Origin of the sequence: Acaryochloris thomasi RCC1774, from assembly GCF_003231495.1 — a bacterium.
In the GTDB taxonomy this organism is placed as follows: Bacteria; Cyanobacteriota; Cyanobacteriia; order Thermosynechococcales; family Thermosynechococcaceae; genus RCC1774.
This window is the reverse complement of sequence record NZ_PQWO01000001.1, coordinates 543,934-561,828: the sequence shown is the minus strand read 5'-3', so window position 1 is coordinate 561,828 and position 17,895 is coordinate 543,934. Positions and strand designations below refer to the sequence as shown.

The following is a 17,895-nucleotide window of genomic DNA, read 5'->3' as shown; positions in this document are numbered from 1 at the left end:
TCGCACTTTCTTTACGCTCCTGGTGAGTCTTCAAACCGATAGCCCACTCCGGTCACGGTTTTAATGAACGCAGGTCGAGCCGGATCTGGCTCAATTTTTTTTCGCAGTCGCGACTTGGGTATCCACCACTCGGTCATCGCCAAAGAAGTCGTCGCCCCACAGCTTCTCAATTAGTTGTGTTCGGCTCCAAACCCGTCCCGGCGAACCGATTAAAGTCGCCATCAGCTTAAATTCTAGCGTTGTCAAATCTAGGGACTTGTCTCCCTGGGGCTGGCCATGCTGCTGGGCACGATGCTGATCGAGATCAACGGTAAAGTGCTGCGTTCGGTAAATCTGAGACGAATCAGCCTGCCGCAAACTACGACGCAGTAAAGCCCGCACCCTTGCCACTAACTCGATGGGACTAAAGGGTTTAACCAAGTAATCGTCAGCCCCTGTTGATAGACCAATCACCCGATCAATTTCTTCACCTTTGGCCGTCAACATCAGAATATAGGGGTCTTTGGCGCTGGCCTGCTGGCGAATGCGAGTGCAGACTTCAAGACCGTCTAGGCCGGGAAGCATCAGGTCTAAAATCAGCAGATCGGGCTGCAGTGTCTGGTTGAGACTGAGCGCCTCTAGGCCATCGTGGCAGCTTTGACATCCAAAGCCTTCCTGCTCTAAGAGCTGTTGGATAAACCGAGCAATCTCGACTTCATCTTCAACAATGAGAATAGATGGCTTCATGGCTGGGCCGAAATCACTCACAATCTAGTGGTCAGGGGCAGCAGTGTCGCCCTGCTCACAATATTGACATGCGTTTTACACACTCACGACACATGGCTCCCCTACATTAATAACCATAGGCCCAGCGTACAGCGATGCGAATAGCGCAAATGGTTGATTTGCTGTCAGTGGCTGTTTGAGTTCGTCTTTAACAAAGGCATTGACAATGACGCTAGCGCAATTGCTTCCCCCGCCTCGGCTCCTCTTCGTTGACCTGATTCAACGCTTCTGTATCTGGACTTTCTCGCTGACCGTCTGCTGGTTGGTTGTCGGGTTTCCGGTGGTGGCGCTGCTGGTGATTGGTACTTCACTCGTAGCGATTTCTCTCCAGGCTGTGCTTCCCTTCAGCACGATTATGGTCGTTGGCGGCGGCGTACTTGCGGCTAACGTCACTTTCCTCATAGTGGGTGCAGCTTTGCTCACAGCCTGGGGTGTTCATCCCCGTCAACTATCTGGTGTCGGATGGCCGAAGTCACTGGCTCAGGAGCCAGTCGTGTTTGCATCCTGTCCTTTGACTTGCGATCGCGTTTTTCTTACCCCATAGATTTCATACCTCACTCACGTGATTTAGCCCTAGTCAAAAGCTAGGGCTTTTTTCTGGCATTACGGATCGCCTGCTGAGCGACAGCAGTTGACGTGCCCCATTTCCCGTCAACGCCACTTGATCGCCAAATAGCCCCGTTTCGATGAATTCTCTTTTATAGGTGTAGACCACGGCTTGAGCTGATAGGTCCCAAATACTCGGTCCCACCAGTCCACGGCTATGCCAAAATTATGGTGCCACTGGTTGTACTGATGATGGACAGTGTGAACCGGCATCTCCATCCAGTCACACCGCGCAGGATTATCATGCTGCAGTTGATGGGCATAGGCTGAAAACGTCGCATAGGCAATGCCGCCCAGCGTACAGCACACCCCAATTTGCCAAGAGAATAAGAACGTAGTGGCCATAAGCGGTGCAGTCCCAATCACATAGTTTCGCAGCTCTAGCAAAAATCCCTGGCCGGTATTCTCTTGATGATGTTGCACATGGACTTTGCCAAGAGGGTAGGGATCGATATGCATGAAGCGATGTAGCCAGTATTCAACGAAGCTAGCGAAGATAAAGGCAGCTATAGACCAGCCCAGGTATCCTGCGACCTTGAAGATATCTGAAATGTTGTCCATATGCCCGTTCTCCTTACGAACTTACTCAGCATTAAGAGCGTTATTGTTCCGAAGCCATAAACTTGAATATTTTATCGTTTCTATCGCGAATGCCTCACCCATTGAGGGAACACTGGACCGTGAGCCGTCTGTCATTTAGGTTGATCGACTCAGCGAATTGATGCGTAAAACATGAGCATGAGCTTAGCTCATGAAAGCTTGTGACGAATATTACGTGATCCTAGAAGTTTGGATCACCAACGGTTTAATTGTTTGTTAAGTAAAGTGGAATGGCCAATCATTCAGGCTGTAATTCAAGGTACATCAAGGGTTCAGTTGAGCTATGCGTAATTTCAAAGTTCTATTTTCTCTGCTTTTTAGTGTGTCGATCGTTCCGGCCTTGGCTCAAGTCAGTCGGGCAGAAACCTATCAAGGGGTAGATTTTCCGCAGGGAGAGATCTCGTTTGCCGATCGGGTCGTGCGTCTAAACTACAACGCTGCTGGCGGGAAGGTTTCTGGGAAGAATCGAGAGGCCAGTCATGCTTTAGGTATTCCTGATAAAAAGTACGTCTCTCTCGGGAATGCGACAGATTTAGCAACCTCTTCTGATCTGATACTGGAGTTCACCAATAATCGGCTCGTTGATAGACAGGGGCCAGATCTCTATATTTTTGAGACGGGGCCTGCGGTTGAGGCAACTTCAGTAGAGGTTTCAGTCGATGGAACAACCTGGTATGCGTTGGGACGTATCGAAGGGTCAACGCGCTCCATTGATCTGGCAAACTATCAGCTCCCGCAGAATGCTCAATATCGATTTGTGCGTCTGCGAGACTATCCCGACGGTAATACCAGTGGGTCTCCCTATGCCGGTCCTGATATTGATGCGGTGGGTGCTATTGGCACTGTTGCAGCCACGCCAGGGGCACCTGTGTCACAGGATGGCAATCAGCCTCAACGTCAGCCCTCGCAGGGGAGTGCCAACGCTCAAAAGGGATCCTGCCCGCTAACAGAGAGCGTATTTACTGCGATGGGTAATCCCAATTACTCAATGATGTTCGCGCCAGCATCAGGGGAATTTGCGAGTGTTCCATACACGGTCACGATTGGGCACACACAGCGTGGTCCCATTGATCTGTTTGACTACTCTGCTTCAGTTGGTTACCCGAGCCCGAGCCTAAACCTACGTAAAGATCGGGGTCAGACAAACTCTCGCAGTTTTTCAATTTATTTTTTTGATGCCAACTTGCGTCCTGCCTATGACGGAGAGACAGCCACCTATGCTTTTGTCAGCGGCCTGGGTGCCTATGACTATTACAGCAATGTTGATACGGGGTCTCGAACGAACGAGATGGGTAGCGTGATGTGGAAGCGGAGTTGCTCCTAAATCGTATGTAGGCAGAACAGACAGGCCAATCCAGGAAACAATAGACATTTGCAGGACAGATTCTGCAGCAGTCGAAGCATCTGGTCTTTTGATGTTTGCCTAGACTTACTGTCTGTTCAGCTAATCCAGCGCTATCGGAGCATTGTATGACCCAGTTTCCCGCTTCTCCTCCAGACTATGCGGACTACTTTTACGACCAGCCCGGTAGTGCCCCTGGCACGCTGATGATCGATGAGGATGCCCATCCTCCTGAAATCACGTTGATTGAATATGATGCAATGCGATCGCGTCGGGCTGCGATCGCAAATCCTGAAGATTGCCTCGCCTGTCTTGACACAGAGATGGTGTCCTGGATCGATGTTCAGGGGTTAGGTAGCGAAAGTATCTTACGGCGGCTGGGTCAGGTCTTTCATCTGCATCCCTTGGTGCTTGAAGATGTCGTCAATGTCCCCCAGCGCTCTAAAGTGGAGAACTACGAAGATCAGTTGGTGCTTGTAGCCCGAATGGTTTTACCCGCCGCCGGAGAACCTGGATTCACCAGTGAGCAGGTGAGCTTTATTCTGCAGGATCATACGCTGCTGACGGTGCAGGAACACCCTGGAGACTGCTTCGATCCGGTACGCCAGCGGATTCGGTTTAAGAAAGGATCCATCCGACGGGCAGGGGCCGATTATTTAGCCTATTCACTTTTAGATGCGGTGGTGGATGGCTTTTTCCCGATCTTGGAAAACTACAGCGATCAGCTTGAGATTCTCGAAGATGAAATTTTACTCAATCCATCACGGGAGTTGCTCAATCAGGTGCATACGCTTAAGCGAGAGCTGCTGTCTCTTCGGCGACTGAGCTGGTCTCAGAGAGATGCGATCGCATCTCTACTCCGCGACGACAGCCCCCTCATTAGCGAAGAAGTGAAAGTCTACCTGCGGGACTGCCACGATCACGCCATTCAGATTTTAGAGATGGTGGAAACCTATCGAGAGTTTGCCGCCAGCCTGATGGATGTCTATCTCTCCTCGGTCAGCAACCGCATGAACGAGGTGATGAAGATTCTCACCGTCATTTCGACAATTTTTATCCCGCTCACTTTTATTGCGGGCATCTACGGCATGAATTTCAAAAATATGCCGGAGCTGAACTGGGAGTGGGGATACGCAATGGTGTGGTTTTTGATGGGTGCGATCGCAAGCAGCCTAGTGTACTTCTTTTGGAAACGAGGCTGGTTTAGCAACTTCTCAGGCTGAAGAAGCACCTATGAATATCTATAGGCGTATACCCATTACCCAAAGTGAGGCACGGATAATTGGGAATTAGCGTCTAAAGAAGGAAAGCCTTCTATATCAGGCTTTCTGCAAAAACGGATTACTGAAAAGTGGTTTGTATCTAAAGAACGGCCTATGGAATAGAAATTAGCATCTAAAGAAAAAATCCCTATATATCAAAGGTTTCAAGGAAAACAGGTTGAGAGCCGTCGCTTGTATCTATGGAGACTTCAAGCCCAGAAGGGAATATAACTCCGATAGCGGGTAGATGTTACAGATGGATCAGCAGGCTGAACTAATCTAGCATCAAGGGCTTCACGAATGGCTCTTGAAACCGGCTCTGCTTTCTTATCCGGTAATTGAAAGCGCTTTCTAAGAGACCTGTTGGTCATTTTCTCATTCATCACATACTTTAAGCAGCAGTGTTGGTAGGTTGCCCGGATACGATCGTCACGATCCATCTCCTTGAAGTCCTTATGGGCAAAAAGCACGATAGATGTGTGAACGGTCCCCAATCTAATGTCAGGAGCGGGTAACTGATGCACTTCAGTCGCATTGACAACCCGATCAAAGCCACTTCCTTTACGCTCACAGATTCTAAGACGACGCATGAGATCCGCAAGGCGCTCGTTGCGAGATTTATCCTCATCAATAAAACGCTCGGTATCAATTGGAGGTAAGCCCAAATTGCTAATCTCTAGGCGATCTGAGAAAAGCTCAATTCGGACCGATGGCCCAGTCTGAGAAAAATCTTGATGAATTAGTGCATTAGCTAACAATTCCCGCACAGCCTCTTCTGGGAACATTTTGACTGATTCTCGTAGTGCTCCGCTGAGGACTTCGCTTTGCGGAGTTTGGGCCATAATAAAGCTCACTAGACCCGAGAAACCCACGGCGTAACCCTTGCTTCCAAAAATATCCATGCGGGTGTTGAGCTTATTGTTTTGCTCATAAACAACGAAACGAGGCGCTTTTGACTGTAGATCAGGAAAATCTTGTTCAATGCGTTTGGCAAATAAGATAGCTCCCATACGGGTAATATTCCATCCAGCTGTAGCGGATTCGATCAGGTGCTCTTGCTCAAACTTTCGTAGAACTTCTGCACGGGTACTTGGATAAGTCCGTTCTTGTAGGTCATAGTAGCTTTGAGTATCCAGTAAGCGGACAATATCTTCATCGCTACAGTTTGACTTGGCGGATCCCTCCAACCAATCGGGTTGGCCCTCAGCAAAAATTCTTCTCAGTTGATCTTCACTCATAGGTACAAGTTGTTCGCCAGAGCGCATAAGATAGGCTCCGCCGTGATTGTACGCTGTGCCTTTGGGGCGAGATGGAATAAGAAAAACTATAACTCGACCATCGGAATGCTCTACAGCCTCTACTTCAACGCGAAACTTGAGAACTATCAGGAGTTTTTCAGCGATTACACCTGGATTAGGGAACGCTGAGGTACCTACCACGGGACGAGGGCGCTCATCCGAAATCCCAAGTAAGAGATGTCCGCCACCTTCGTTGGCAATAGCAACGCAGTATCGATAGAGCTTAGTTTTATCAAAGCTATTTTTAGCTTCTTTAAACTCTAGCTTTGGCGTTTCTCGAGGGACCTGTCGCCATACGTCAATCTGTGCCGGTGTAATAGTCATGTGCTTTTCTTGATGGATAAAACCGCCAGCAATTTAGTCTACTTCTTTTGGCGTCGGAGCTGATTTAGCAGCTTCTCTGACCAACAGCCTCACTACCTGGAGGGGATGGCAGGGCGTCAGCGGTTCCATCACTACTCGCAACTCTAAATCCTTATCCACGATTTGGGTGAGTTTGAGTGCAAATAACTGCTGTTTGCCTCACCCCATCTAGGTTGATCAACGTCAACGCCATCTCAAGGGCATAGGAGCAAGCGGGCAAAAAGTTTGCGGCAGGTAGAGCATCCTGAACTTGAAATTGCTGCAGTCGTTTCTCTACTTGGCCTCTCGCTCCAACAATATAAATTTCGACCTGTCGGCGACGAGCCGCTTTTACTTCTGCTTCGACAATCAACGAAGCCGTGACGCCTATCAATGGTACATGACTCAAATCGAGAATCAGGATGTCAAAGTTCCGCCCCATTTGGTACGAGATGGTCCTGGCTGCTCCATAGCTTATGGGACCACTCATCTGAATCAACAAGATACGCCCTTGGGCCTGATCCATCAGCCGTCGTTCTTCAGGTGTCAAGAGTATGTTGGGATCGTCAGCGGGATGGGTAACCGCCAAAATCTTGCTGATTTGGAGGCTGGTTAGTCGCTGGATGGTCAGTATATTGGCCACGAAAGCCCCCACCAGAACTGCCGTGATCAGATCCACAAAAACGGTGAGGAACAGCACGCCATAGGTCACCAAGGCCGCCCGAAAAGAGACCTGACAGATTCGCCAGAGGAACCCCCAATCTATGATTTGGACGCCCACCTTAATTAAAATTCCGGCGAGAACTGCATGGGGGATTTGAGAGGTAATGCCGCCAGCCCAGAGGACAATACACAGCAAAACCAGGGCGTGAAACATGCCTGAAAGAGGGGTGCGTCCGCCTGCTTGCACATTAATCACAGTCCGCATGGTGGCGCCAGCACCGGGCAGCCCGCCGAACAAACCGGACAGCAGGTTGCCAATGCCCTGACCGATCAATTCCTGCTCAGAGTCGTGCTGGGTGCGGGTGATGTTGTCAGCAACCAATGAAGTGAGCAATGAGTCGATGGCCCCCAAGGTTGCCAGCATGAGGGCATAACCAACAATATCGCCGAGTTGGCTCAGGCTAAGCTGCGGCCACTGCAGTTGGGGTAGCCCCTGAGGAATATCGCCAATGCGGGCCACATCGTTATTGGGAAAGATGAGAGTTGCGATCGCAGTGCAAACAATCAGCGCCACCAGCGGTGAGGGTACGATTCGTGCCCATCTCTTCGGCCAGCCAAACACGATCAGCAGCGTTAATCCCCCCAGCCCCACTGCTACAGGATGAGGTTCGGCTAGAGCGGTAGGCAACTGCTGCAGTCCTTCCACAACGCTGCTCTGGGCTGCATGTCCCAGTAGAGGCGCAAGCTGCAGCGCCACAATGATTACCCCAATCCCAGACATGAAACCAGAAATGACGGTATAGGGCATCAGCGTAATGAACTGCCCCAGGCGCAGCATCCCAAACAGAATCTGAAGTGCACCGCTAAGCATCACGGCAGTAAAGGCCATTGCCATGCCGTTCTCGGGATTCTCAGCGATTAACTTCGCGAACACCGTCGCCATAACTACGGTCATCGGACCTGTCGGGCCAGAAACCTGGGAGGGAGTACCGCCCAATAGCGCAGCAAAGAAGCCCGTGAAGACAGCACCGTAGAGACCTGCGATCGCACCTGCACCCGAAGCAACGCCAAAGGCCAGCGCCAGCGGCAGTGCAACAATGGCTGCGGTCAAACCACCAAACAGATCGCCTCGAAGATTGTCAAACTGTAATCGACGCCAGAGCTGCATAGAATCTCGACCCTTCATAAATGGACCCATGCGCTCTCAAAGCAAGGCTCTATCCTCAGCATTGGAAAAGGTGATGGATCGGACTGAAGCATTCTAAAACTCAGGCTGAGCGACCAATGTGTAGATCAGCACATTTGGGCAGTGCAAAGCTCGGTTTATGGGTTGAGTCCAACCGCCTCGTAAAAACAATACTCAATTTGGGAAAAAGTTCTTAATACTCTGCAAAAAAGAGATGCTACAAGCAACATAAAACACAGGATAGAAACTATACGATTGATAACCTCTAACGGACTTTGTGAGTCAAGACTTTGTGCAAGGATCAGGAAGTTGCGATCTGAAAATTTTAGGGTGGGCACATGCAATCAACAACGCTGGGCAAAATTTATGATCTAGCTCTTAAACCTCTGGGTGAGAGAGGTGAAACGGCCCTCTGGTCCCTGTGGTGGATCATGACTGCTATGATCCTTGGCTCTCCTGGTTCCAGCGCTGCGCAGGAAATCTCTAAAACGAAAGCTTTGGTAGACCTCGACTCACAAGCGGGCGAACAGTTGTTGTTTACAAGTCAAGCTCGACGGGACTATCTACCGCTGTCCTCGGAGTTTCTGACTCAGAATCATCTTGCCTACTGCGGCGTTGCCACCATCGTCATGATTCTCAATGCTTTAGAGGTTGATGCACCAGAAGTTGTCAGCCATACCGTTCCAGGATTGGTCTCCTATCGCTTTTTCACGCAAGAGAATGTGTTTGAAAACGAGAACACTCACACCGTCATCAAGCCCGAGACCATCAAAAAGCAGGGCATGACTCTACAGGAGCTTGGAGGACTGTTTCAAAGCTATCCTTTGGATGTGCAGGTTTTTCATGGTCAAGAAGTGAGTTTAGATCAGTTCCGAAACTCCGTTGTGCAAAACCTTCAACAACCCAAGAACTTCGTCGCTGTTAACTATTTGCGGCGCAGCCTTGGGCAAAAAGGTGGCGGTCATATCTCGCCAATTGCTGCCTACAACGCAGAATCAGATCGATTTTTGATCCTCGATGTTGCTCGCTACAGGTATGAACCCCTCTGGGTTGAAGCAGAGGCGTTATGGAAGGCGATCAATACCTTGGATTCAACGTCAGGTAAGAGCCGTGGCTTTGTCCTAGTCAACTCAGTGGCTCGTTGAGCCGCAGAGCAGGGGGCGGCGGACCGGCAACCTGCTGCAGGCTTGCAACCAAATCGGGCTGAGCAGACATCGCACTTATGACCAAACTTTCTGTACTACGCGATCGCTGAGTCCCAATCATCGTTACCTTGCTGGTGAGTAAAAAGCTCGTAAAGCTAGCGATGACGATCACCGGCAGCATCGCAGTCCCCGACAAAACGCTGAGAATAATGCTGCTGCTTACTGGCGTTTTAGTCACGGCCACATTCACCGCCGCCATTAGACAAACCATGCCAACTGTGGGATGAACCTGCGGCACCGCGAGAGAAATTGCCAGACCGACATTAGCTCCAATAAAAAACAGCGGGAAGATAAATCCACCCAGGAAACCTGAATGCAGCGTAAAGCTAATGGCAAACATTTTGGCGACAGCAATCATCAGCAAAAAGCTAATGCCCAGCGTTGCGCCGGTTTCAATCACAGTATGAATCTGCTCTTCACTGAAAAATAGCGTCTGAGGAAAGGCAAACGCAATTAAGCCAATGGAGAGACCGCCCAATGTGGCTAAGGCAATCCGGTAGTGCTCTAATGGCTCTAACAGTTGACCAATGAGGCGAAAGACCCCGATAAACATTACGGCTATGCCTGCACCGATCACGCCCAAAACTAATCCTTCAAATAGATTCATTGGCGTTAGGGCCGGAACGGTTTCAAAGTGGTAGAACCCGCCGATGGTGATGCCGGTATTGATGCGAAAGACGGCAAAGGACAGGATGGCCGAGACGATGGCAGGTGCGATCGCTTCGTAATACTCCAGACCCTTGCGATGGGGAATCTCTAAAGCAAACAAAGCTGCGCCAATGGGGGCACCGAAAAAAGCACCGAGGGCCGCACTCATGCCGCAAAACGTGAGGACCCGCACGGACTCACCTGAGAGTTTTAGCTTTTCTCCCAGCCAACTACCAAAGCTGCCGTTCACCTGTACAAGAGGTGCTTCAGGGCCGGCACTGCCGCCAGAGGTGATGGCAACCAAAGAGGCAATAATCATCGCCGGGGTTTTACGGACATCAATCTTGCCGGGGCTGTGGATGTTGTCTACGACCTGAGCCATCTCCCCAGGTAGACCCATAAAGTAGAGGACTAGACCGACGCAAAAGCCGCCCACGGTAGTAGCGATCCACACATAGTTCTGGGTCGGCAACCAGCTCGGGAAATACGGCTCTAGAAAGTCTGGGGTAGTGTGCCACATCCCATGCATCATGAACTCTAGAACAAAGTAATAAATTGTGGCGACGAGACCACCGACGGCACCAATCAGCGCGGCGCATAAAACAAGCTGAGTGTAGGTCAGTTGACGAGGCTGATCAGAGGATTGCGCTTCCTTTTCTGTCTCAGCTTGATCGCTTTCCGGTACTTGAAGCATAAGCAATCGGTCTCCTGAAGTGCTTCACAAGTATCTAATCTTGAAAGTTCGCGGCAAAAGTCTTCTTCGTAAAGCCAAAAAATGAGGGTATTTAAAGCCAAATTTGGTTGTGTTGAAGTAGCATTAAGGGCAAATATTTCGATGCTTTAGATTTGTCTTTTAGGCTACAAAAATAGATAAAAGATAAAGTTAAATCATTCTCACAACGTACTGAGTTTCTCTCCAGAGTTTAGTATCCTCAATTACCCCTTAATGCTCTCAACTGGCAAAAATATTGAGTAATGCATGACTAGAATGCATTTTTTGAATGGCAAGGGAGAGCAGAAAAATTTAAGATTGCGATCGCAATTGGAACCGTAATCGATACAAGTCAAACCAAGATAGATCAAGACAGGCAAGATCTCAGATTGTTGAGAGGGATCTAAACCAACGGAAAGGGTGTCACAATTAGCCAACTAAAAATGGGCGCACAGGCAAGGCAAGCACCCCAGGGTGAGGCAGCCTTAGCAGTAACCAGTGAAAACAGAGCGACCAAAAGCGGGAAAACAGGCAGCATGATCGCCAAGAATCCCAAAGAAGGCAACAGTGCAATCGTGCCGGTTAATCCCACCAAGAAGACAAGGCTTTGTCCCAGCCACCACGCTAGACGGCGTCGCCGTTTTGCCTGATGCTGCACGAGGCTAGACGCCAGGAACCAGGGAATGCAGGCGACCGAGATCGCAACCCACAGGAGCAGCCGAGTCGGCACAAGAAACCAGGGCAGCCAGACCCATTGTGCCAAGGCCCCCAGCCCCAGCCACAACATTGCAAAGCCAACCGCACCCACCTTCAGATCTTTGATTGTGGGTTTTCTAATCGCAGCTCGGCCCCCAGCAGTGACCGTGCCCAACCACACTAACCCGGCGAGCAGCATCCAAACGCCAAGGGCACCCCCAATCAGCAAGCCACCTAAATTATCGATGGGGGTTTGTCGGTTAAGCAGCTTAAGGAATGCGATGGGGATGACCGGAGCGAACAAAAGGCCGCCCCAGCTCCATCGGGCCGCAGTCGCTTTTCTCTGGAGTGGTTGTGATGGTCCCGGGACAGGAGACGCGGGGGAAGGCATGGAATCCCAGGATTTTGAGGGAGGGGAAGGTGGTTTGATGACTGTCGGTAGAGCAGATGCGATCGCAACCACCCACCCTAGCAGGTGCAAACCATACCAAGCCATTCGTCGATCTTTATAGGTACTCATAGAGGTCAAGCCAAAGGTTTGGTTGAGCCAGTTAAGCGACTCTTGATGGCTGACATCGCTAAACAAAATCGTGGCATGCTCCACGGCAGGAATAATTTTGAAGGACCGCCCTCGCCCCTGCGACACATCTAGACTGGCACCCCCCGCTTGGTCCAACAATCGCTCTGCATAGGGAGCAAGATAAGATTCCCACTGACCAATCTGGAGATTCAAATTTTTAGGTAGCTCCGGCGTGACCGGGGCATCAGTAGATGAAATCGCCACCACCGCATCAAGCTGATCACCATGCTCAATGCCGCCCCTTAGGGCAACCCCCCCACCCATTGAATGCCCTAACGCAGCGAGTCTCTGAGGATCAATCTCTGGCTGTTGTTCCAAGGTCGAGAGCGATACGTCAAAACTATGCTGTAGAGACTCATAGACAAAGGGCTGTGTGTTGGCCCCGTGCCCTGGCAAATCCCAGAGCAGCACACCGTAGCCGTTGTGAACCAGCACATAGGCATACCCAAGCATCAGCTGTTTGGAGCCAGAGAAACCGTGGGCAATTAAGACACCAGGATGCTGCCCTGCTGTCTGCGGAGTCATCAACTGCATCGGAATGTCCTCAACCGTTAGGGAACGACTCGTCACTCCTATCTGTGCTGAATAGATGCCCCACCAAGACAGGACGATGAAAAGACCCGCGAAAAGCAACAGTATGAGCTGCCTTATTTTTGAAATCACCATCTTTTGTAGAGTCTTGCTTACTGTTCGTTAGCGCCTCTCTAGTTATGACAGATGTGAGCAACTCGTGAGCGTATTCCCCTAATGGCTAGTTCCTATGAGCAGCCTATTTATACATCGATGTATAAATTAAACATCGACTCAAGGCCGCCTATACGCTATCTCCTTTTGATTTCCACACCTTAACCGTAGATAGCCAGCTTGAAACAGAAGTGGTGCCGCAGTAAGAAACCTCTCATCCTGTATGAGAAGATATTCATCATTGGTCTGGCTTTAAACCTCAACGCTATTGAGCGGATAGATGAACGATTGACGGATACAAAACGGCTTTTTTGCATGAATCGGTCAAAGATTGAAGTCGGAATAAAGAAATATGACACACTTTAATAAGTGGGACCAATCAATCTTGATGGAAATTGCCCGATGAGTGTATTCGACGATGTTAGCCGCTTCCTAGAAGAGCGCCTTGAGGAATATCTACGTGCCCATCCTCATTTAGAGCTACAGGTTCTTGATGATAAGCTTCGTGATCAAGCCGCAGATACCGCAAAACTACTGGCCCAACTTCAGGCCGAAGAACAACAGCAGCAAAAAGCCATTCTAGAGACGGCCAATGAAATTCAGCGCTGGCATCAGCGTATCAAAAAAGCACAGCAGGCTGGTCGCAAAGATTTAGCAACGGCAGCGGAGCAGCGAGAAGCTGCACTCCTGCGCCAGGGCAACCAGCAGTGGGGGCAGCTTGAAATTATCAAAGAGCGCGTTGCTCAAACCAAAGAGCTTCATCAAAAAATTCAGGTCCGCCGGCAAGAAGTTCAGGCGAAGATTCGTCAGGCACCTAAACAGCAAACCGCCCGCACCGCCCAGACGACCGGCTGGTATCAGAAAACGTCCTCCGGAGGAGCCTCCGACCCTCTAGAAGAGCAGTTCCAGCGCTGGGAAATGGATGATGAACTCGATCAATTAAAACGGAAAATGGGACGCTAACAAAGAAGACAGGCCTAGCTCTATCTAGTTCTTCTTCGCTTTGTTCTTATCAAAAACTTCGCAGTCTTCACAGTTTGCCAATTTTAGAAGACTGGAAAGCAAGCACAAGCTTGCTATCTGCCCTGCTGTTCACAGATCTTCTTACTCCGATGCAGAGCGTTTCTTCTCAATCATCTTTTCAGGCATCGACCGCAGCATGAGATCAGACTGAGTGAATAAAACAGACCCGTTAGAGATTACGGCTAACGCCGCTCCTCCTATTAGTAGGGCTGGCCAAGGCAGTGCAATCTGCTGAAGCCACTTACTGCTTTCAACCAAAGCCAACAGCACAATAAAACTAGTGAGCCATACCTTCATGTCAATTTAGTCAGCCGTGCGCGTGAACACAGATACAGGCTCAGAGTTAGTTTGAGCAGCCCTAGGATCAATCAATTGATGCATTGTCCGCCAGAAACGTTGCTGAAGCTCTAGGGCTGTAAACGCTTGCTCAATGTCGTTGCAGTGAGCTTGATGAATCAATTGCCTGTGATGCATACCCACCGATAGCTTATTGAGGGGAATATAGCGCCAATGAACATCGCGTGGGAATGCCGGTAGGTCTAAAGGTCGTTTGTCCTGTTCTGTAATCTGATGTGCAGAAAGCTGAGGCGGCAATGTTGTCCCTTGAGACGGCTGACACTGAATAGTCTGTTTTTGCCGAGGTAGAACAGGTAAACTCACAGCGTCTAAGTCCTGGTGTTCAGAGACCTCGTCTATCTCCATCGCAGGGAAATGATGGGTATCGACGAGGCTTGCCTCGCAATAATCTATAGAGAAAGAAACATTACTCTTCTCCTCCATATCACTTTGCACAATGTCCGCTACATCTATCAGATCACAGTCAGCAGCTTGTGACCCAACGTTTTTTGTTGCACCGGTAGCCACGAAATTCTTTTCTGCATTAATCTGGTTGGCAATCTCACTCATGACAGTAGCGTCTATCTCTTGCACCTGCGGCCAGCTATTTTGAGTGGCTTCCACAAACTCCCAATCAGATATCGCATCACAGTCCTCTGCCAGCACTTGAAGATTAATAGACTGACTGTACTCGTTAGTCTGGTCCGCCAAAAAGGTACAGGTTAAAGTCCAAAGACCATGTCCCAAGTAAGCATCTGGTAAAAGGCTCAGATTGCCATGGACGTCGGGTTTCTGCCGATGCTGTTGACGCTCTTCCTGGAGAACACCGTTGTTTTCATAACGATGGCGAATCTGAATATCTAGGGGCTGATCAAGTTGAGTCGCATGGGCTATTAAATGATATCTTCCCTCCAACACTTCAACGGTAGGAGATTCTAAAGGCAACCATTCTCGGTCGCCCGCCTTCTGTATTAAAAACGTTAGATCCATCATGCTGTTTTAACCCCGATCCCTCACACTTCAGATTTCTTGTCAAGCGGACTCAGTTCGTTGGCAAGTGTAGCCGATTCTACTCAAAAATGGGATATAAATATCGAATTTTTTCTTAAAGTCGGGAAACGTGAGCCTATTCCTAGACGCTCAAAGTCAGCAAACGATACTGAACAACCGATTCTCCTGCAAAGGTTGGTTTTAGTTTTCTGAATCGCTGCTTTGCAATACGGCGACTGACTCCATTCGTCGAAGAGAGCCGCTCGCAAATGGAGGACCAGCATTACATCAAGCCTAAAAACGGGACTGGGCGGATTCGAACCGCCGACCTAGCGCTTAGGAGGCGCTTGCTCTATCCATCTGAGCCACAGCCCCATGCCTCTATAAACGCCATATTAGCGTGAGATTGGTGCCACGTTCACAATAAAGACGACTCAGAGGGATGCCCCCTGAGTCGTCTTTGAATAATCTTGAATCTCAAGTCACAGCGTAGAAAGCAACTTCAAGATAGATTTGAAACACCTTGAAGCAGAGCCTTCTAGGCTAATAGATCTGAAAGCTGCGCCTGAGCCACGTTGATAGCAGCACGATTTCCGAAAACGTTAATCGTATCTTCGCCACCGTTGAGTTCAATTTCAAGTAAACCGTGGCTGACTCGATTGACATCAATTGAGCCACTGTAGTCACTGAAATCAAAAGTATCAATTTTCTGGAAGCCAATAATGACATCAGTATCTGAAAAGCCATCTTCAAGGAGAGCATCACTGAAGATGAACAGATCTGCACCACGACCGCCATATAGGGTGTCGCTACCGGCCTCACCTTCAAGGTGATCTACACCATTGCCGCCTGAGAGAATGTCTTTACCGATCCCGCCGACGAGGGTGTCATATCCAGCGCCACCGCGGAGGAGATCATTGGCATCGCCTCCCATAAGGGCATCAGAACCCCAGCTGCCAGAGATTGTATCAGCACCTAAACCACCGACGAGGGTGTCGTTGCCGTAACTACCAAAGAGCACATCAGCTCCGTTACCACCCAGGACAATATCATTCCCCCAAAAGCCATTGATATTGTCACTTCCAGCTTCACCATCAACGAGATCATGCTGATTAGTGCCGACTAAGGCATTGCGTGACTCATCGCCGGAAATTGTGTTTTTGTAAGGAACTTGAAAGGGATTATCTTGAACGAGAAGGGAACTCTCGGTGTTGTCCCGGATGATGTCAGCAAAGGTCGTGTCAGCGATGTCGGCATCTAGCCACTCGAGACTTTCTAAATCGTTGGCGTAGAAAAAGCGATCGCCATCTCGTAGCCGCGTAAACTGATCCGCCACGATAGTGTTGAAGGTCTCGCCCAATACACCGCCATTGACGTGCTGTTCACCTAGTCCACCGATCCATAGATCAACGTCATCGACCGAGGCGTAAACACTTTCGAATTTAGCGGCAAGGTCTGCATCGCCACCGGCCAAATCAAGGAAGCTATCGTACGTAGAGAGACCCAAGCTGTCGCGAACATCATTAAGGGCAGGTAAACCGTGATCCCGTCCTCGCTGAATGTTGAGAGAAACAAGATCAAAGCCACCGGCTCCAGGAGGCCCAAACAGGAAGTTACGGACATCGTCAATTACTAGCGTATCGACTTCTTGAGCCTGCTGCAGACCCAGTCCTAAGAGGAAGGATTCTACACCGCCATCTTGAGCCAGAGTGGGTCGAAAGAAAGCATCCTGTAGTGCGGTACTGCCCAGGCTACCATTGGCATCGTACTGCTGCAGTTGAGGGGACAGCATCGTGTGGCCGAAGCGGAATGCTGCCGTTGAGAACTCATTGGCAATGCTGGGATCTACGCTGGAGTCATAGCCGCCATAGGCAGCGAGTGGTCCACCCAGCATGAGGGGTAGAAACTCGTTATAGGTAATCATCTGAATCTTAGCGCCAATGAGCTTGCGGGCAGATTCGTAGACAAAGTCACCTTCAGTTGCCTCTGCATTCTCAGATAAGAAAGCATTTAGCTTTTGTACAACGGTGCTGTCACCACTTTCGATTCTTTCTAGAAGACTATCTGCAATGCGATTGTGCTCACGTACGAACAACGTGTGTACTGATGTCAGGCCAATTTGTTCATTGGCGCGGATATCACCGGCTAAAAATAGGTCAGCGCTATCGCCACCTGCATTGCCAAAGCCACCTTCGTTAAACGGCAGTAAATCGCCTTCAGATGTCTTAAGACGTCCGGTGCCGTCGTTAGAACGTAGTGCATCGGCACGTTCTTGATCTGAACCATAGACCATCGAACCATCGATATAGGTTGTGATCTCGTTGATCTGTTGGCGTGGATTTTCTGTACCCGTATGCTCGTCGAAGACAGACCGGTTAAGCTCAATTTGTGCTGTTCCGGTATTGAATGGGTCGAAGTGTTGGTCACCCATGGGCACACTAATATTGAAGGGTTCTGCAACCTCCCCACCTTCTGTTAGGTCAATATCGTGATCGAGGAATTGCCCCCATTGCCAAAACCAATCGCTGAGACCCAGAGAGTTCAACACTGAGCCGGATTGAGAAGCGACGCTGTTGCTAATAGCGCGAGCACTTGGCAACTCAGTACTGTTATCAGAAGCAATACTACGAGGAGTCGAAATCCCGTCGTCATAGTCTGCATCGCTTAAACGTCGAAGCTGGGTATGGGGGGTACCCAATTCGGAGTCGTCAATATTGTTGCCGGAACCGTCAATGGAGCGGAATTCTAGTCCCTCTAGCCCAGCAGTTGCTTCTTCTACCTCAACTGTTTCTACAGTCAAATTCTGCTGACCCATGATACTCCCAGGAGCAGAATCTAGTAAATTAGAACCTAGCTGATCACTCATTAATTTAAACCTCAAAAGATAAAGAACTCACAACACGGAATAAACGAGTCAAACTCTCCGTCCAGAGTTTTCAAAACTCAGACAGCAAGAT

The 17,895-nt window shown here is 49.6% G+C and carries 14 protein-coding genes, 1 tRNA gene and 1 pseudogene; 5 read left to right on the top strand and 11 right to left on the bottom strand.

What is annotated here, in order from left to right; translation table 11 throughout:
* Positions 1-11: 11 nt before the first annotated feature.
* Positions 12-726, bottom strand: a pseudogene (locus C1752_RS02690) (response regulator transcription factor).
* Positions 727-931: 205 nt separating this feature from the next.
* Here C1752_RS02690 and C1752_RS02685 point away from each other — a divergent pair.
* The gene (locus C1752_RS02685; RefSeq protein WP_110984489.1) at positions 932-1,309 is read left to right on the top strand and encodes a hypothetical protein; all 378 of its coding nucleotides are present in this window, start codon (positions 932-934) and stop codon (positions 1,307-1,309) included.
* Between the two features lie 107 nt (positions 1,310-1,416).
* Here C1752_RS02685 and C1752_RS02680 read toward each other — a convergent pair whose 3' ends face one another.
* The gene (locus C1752_RS02680; protein WP_110984488.1) at positions 1,417-1,932 is read right to left on the bottom strand and encodes a sterol desaturase family protein; all 516 of its coding nucleotides are present in this window, start codon (positions 1,930-1,932) and stop codon (positions 1,417-1,419) included.
* Positions 1,933-2,254: 322 nt separating this feature from the next.
* Between C1752_RS02680 and C1752_RS02675 the strand changes: the two genes are divergently transcribed.
* The gene (locus tag C1752_RS02675; RefSeq protein WP_110984487.1) at positions 2,255-3,295 is read left to right on the top strand and encodes a hypothetical protein; all 1,041 of its coding nucleotides are present in this window, start codon (positions 2,255-2,257) and stop codon (positions 3,293-3,295) included.
* A 146-nt stretch (positions 3,296-3,441) separates the two neighbouring features.
* Positions 3,442-4,536 (top strand): magnesium/cobalt transporter CorA, encoded by a 1,095-nt coding sequence (gene corA / locus C1752_RS02670; protein ID WP_110984486.1) that lies wholly within the window; start codon positions 3,442-3,444, stop codon positions 4,534-4,536.
* 248 nt (positions 4,537-4,784) lie between these two features.
* Here the strand turns inward: corA and C1752_RS02665 are convergent, their stop codons facing one another.
* Genes C1752_RS02665 through C1752_RS02660 form a run of 3 tightly spaced genes read right to left on the bottom strand, consistent with a single transcriptional unit; the run spans position 4,785 to position 8,046 of the window.
* Positions 4,785-6,197: an ATP-binding protein gene (locus C1752_RS02665; protein ID WP_110984485.1), complete on the bottom strand. Its 1,413-nt coding sequence runs from the start codon at positions 6,195-6,197 to the stop codon at positions 4,785-4,787.
* Positions 6,198-6,230: 33 nt separating this feature from the next.
* Positions 6,231-6,356 carry a hypothetical protein gene (locus tag C1752_RS29655; RefSeq protein WP_274704407.1) on the bottom strand — a complete coding sequence of 42 codons (126 nt, stop codon included), beginning with the start codon at positions 6,354-6,356 and terminating at the stop codon, positions 6,231-6,233.
* Positions 6,349-8,046: a SulP family inorganic anion transporter gene (locus C1752_RS02660; RefSeq protein ID WP_110984560.1), complete on the bottom strand. Its 1,698-nt coding sequence runs from the start codon at positions 8,044-8,046 to the stop codon at positions 6,349-6,351. The genes C1752_RS29655 and C1752_RS02660 overlap by 8 nt, the downstream gene beginning before the upstream one ends.
* A gap of 356 nt (positions 8,047-8,402) precedes the next feature.
* Between C1752_RS02660 and C1752_RS02655 the strand changes: the two genes are divergently transcribed.
* Positions 8,403-9,209, top strand: a complete 807-nt coding sequence (locus tag C1752_RS02655) for a phytochelatin synthase family protein (protein ID WP_199464255.1) — start codon at positions 8,403-8,405, stop codon at positions 9,207-9,209.
* Here the strand turns inward: C1752_RS02655 and C1752_RS02650 are convergent.
* Together C1752_RS02650 and C1752_RS02645 are read right to left on the bottom strand one after the other, a co-directional pair.
* Positions 9,190-10,611, bottom strand: coding sequence for a chloride channel protein (locus C1752_RS02650; RefSeq protein WP_110984484.1), 1,422 nt, complete (start codon positions 10,609-10,611; stop codon positions 9,190-9,192). The genes C1752_RS02655 and C1752_RS02650 overlap by 20 nt on opposite strands.
* 421 nt (positions 10,612-11,032) lie before the next feature.
* A complete protein-coding gene (locus tag C1752_RS02645) occupies positions 11,033-12,475 on the bottom strand; it encodes an alpha/beta hydrolase family protein (RefSeq protein ID WP_158534995.1) in 1,443 nt (480 codons plus the stop codon).
* Positions 12,476-12,991: 516 nt separating this feature from the next.
* Here C1752_RS02645 and C1752_RS02635 point away from each other — a divergent pair.
* Positions 12,992-13,552, top strand: a complete 561-nt coding sequence (locus C1752_RS02635; RefSeq protein WP_110984481.1) for a TIGR04376 family protein — start codon at positions 12,992-12,994, stop codon at positions 13,550-13,552.
* A 141-nt stretch (positions 13,553-13,693) separates the two neighbouring features.
* On the opposite strand, the gene C1752_RS29180 is transcribed toward C1752_RS02635, so the two are convergent.
* From C1752_RS29180 to C1752_RS02615, 4 genes are all read right to left on the bottom strand, one after another.
* On the bottom strand, positions 13,694-13,909 hold the full coding sequence (locus C1752_RS29180) for a hypothetical protein (RefSeq protein ID WP_233501275.1): 216 nt from the start codon (positions 13,907-13,909) through the stop codon (positions 13,694-13,696).
* A 6-nt stretch (positions 13,910-13,915) separates the two neighbouring features.
* On the bottom strand, positions 13,916-14,938 hold the full coding sequence (locus C1752_RS02625; protein WP_110984479.1) for a hypothetical protein: 1,023 nt from the start codon (positions 14,936-14,938) through the stop codon (positions 13,916-13,918).
* A gap of 301 nt (positions 14,939-15,239) precedes the next feature.
* Positions 15,240-15,313, bottom strand: a tRNA-Arg gene (locus tag C1752_RS02620).
* Between the two features lie 163 nt (positions 15,314-15,476).
* On the bottom strand, positions 15,477-17,804 hold the full coding sequence (locus C1752_RS02615; protein WP_110984478.1) for a peroxidase family protein: 2,328 nt from the start codon (positions 17,802-17,804) through the stop codon (positions 15,477-15,479).
* Positions 17,805-17,895: the final 91 nt, after the last annotated feature.

What these genes read in the sequence shown, in the direction of transcription:
- C1752_RS02655 (WP_199464255.1), top strand. Translation starts at nt 8,403, where the DNA reads ATGCAATCAACAACGCTGGGCAAAATTTATGATCTAGCTCTTAAACCT.
- C1752_RS29180 (WP_233501275.1), bottom strand. Translation starts at nt 13,909, where the DNA reads ATGAAGGTATGGCTCACTAGTTTTATTGTGCTGTTGGCTTTGGTTGAA.
- C1752_RS02635 (WP_110984481.1), top strand. Translation starts at nt 12,992, where the DNA reads ATGAGTGTATTCGACGATGTTAGCCGCTTCCTAGAAGAGCGCCTTGAG.
- corA (WP_110984486.1), top strand. Translation starts at nt 3,442, where the DNA reads ATGACCCAGTTTCCCGCTTCTCCTCCAGACTATGCGGACTACTTTTAC.
- C1752_RS02685 (WP_110984489.1), top strand. Translation starts at nt 932, where the DNA reads ATGACGCTAGCGCAATTGCTTCCCCCGCCTCGGCTCCTCTTCGTTGAC.
- C1752_RS02660 (WP_110984560.1), bottom strand. Translation starts at nt 8,046, where the DNA reads ATGCAGCTCTGGCGTCGATTACAGTTTGACAATCTTCGAGGCGATCTG.
- C1752_RS02625 (WP_110984479.1), bottom strand. Translation starts at nt 14,938, where the DNA reads ATGGATCTAACGTTTTTAATACAGAAGGCGGGCGACCGAGAATGGTTG.
- C1752_RS02650 (WP_110984484.1), bottom strand. Translation starts at nt 10,611, where the DNA reads ATGCTTCAAGTACCGGAAAGCGATCAAGCTGAGACAGAAAAGGAAGCG.
- C1752_RS02680 (WP_110984488.1), bottom strand. Translation starts at nt 1,932, where the DNA reads ATGGACAACATTTCAGATATCTTCAAGGTCGCAGGATACCTGGGCTGG.
- C1752_RS02615 (WP_110984478.1), bottom strand. Translation starts at nt 17,804, where the DNA reads ATGAGTGATCAGCTAGGTTCTAATTTACTAGATTCTGCTCCTGGGAGT.
- C1752_RS02665 (WP_110984485.1), bottom strand. Translation starts at nt 6,197, where the DNA reads ATGACTATTACACCGGCACAGATTGACGTATGGCGACAGGTCCCTCGA.
- C1752_RS02675 (WP_110984487.1), top strand. Translation starts at nt 2,255, where the DNA reads ATGCGTAATTTCAAAGTTCTATTTTCTCTGCTTTTTAGTGTGTCGATC.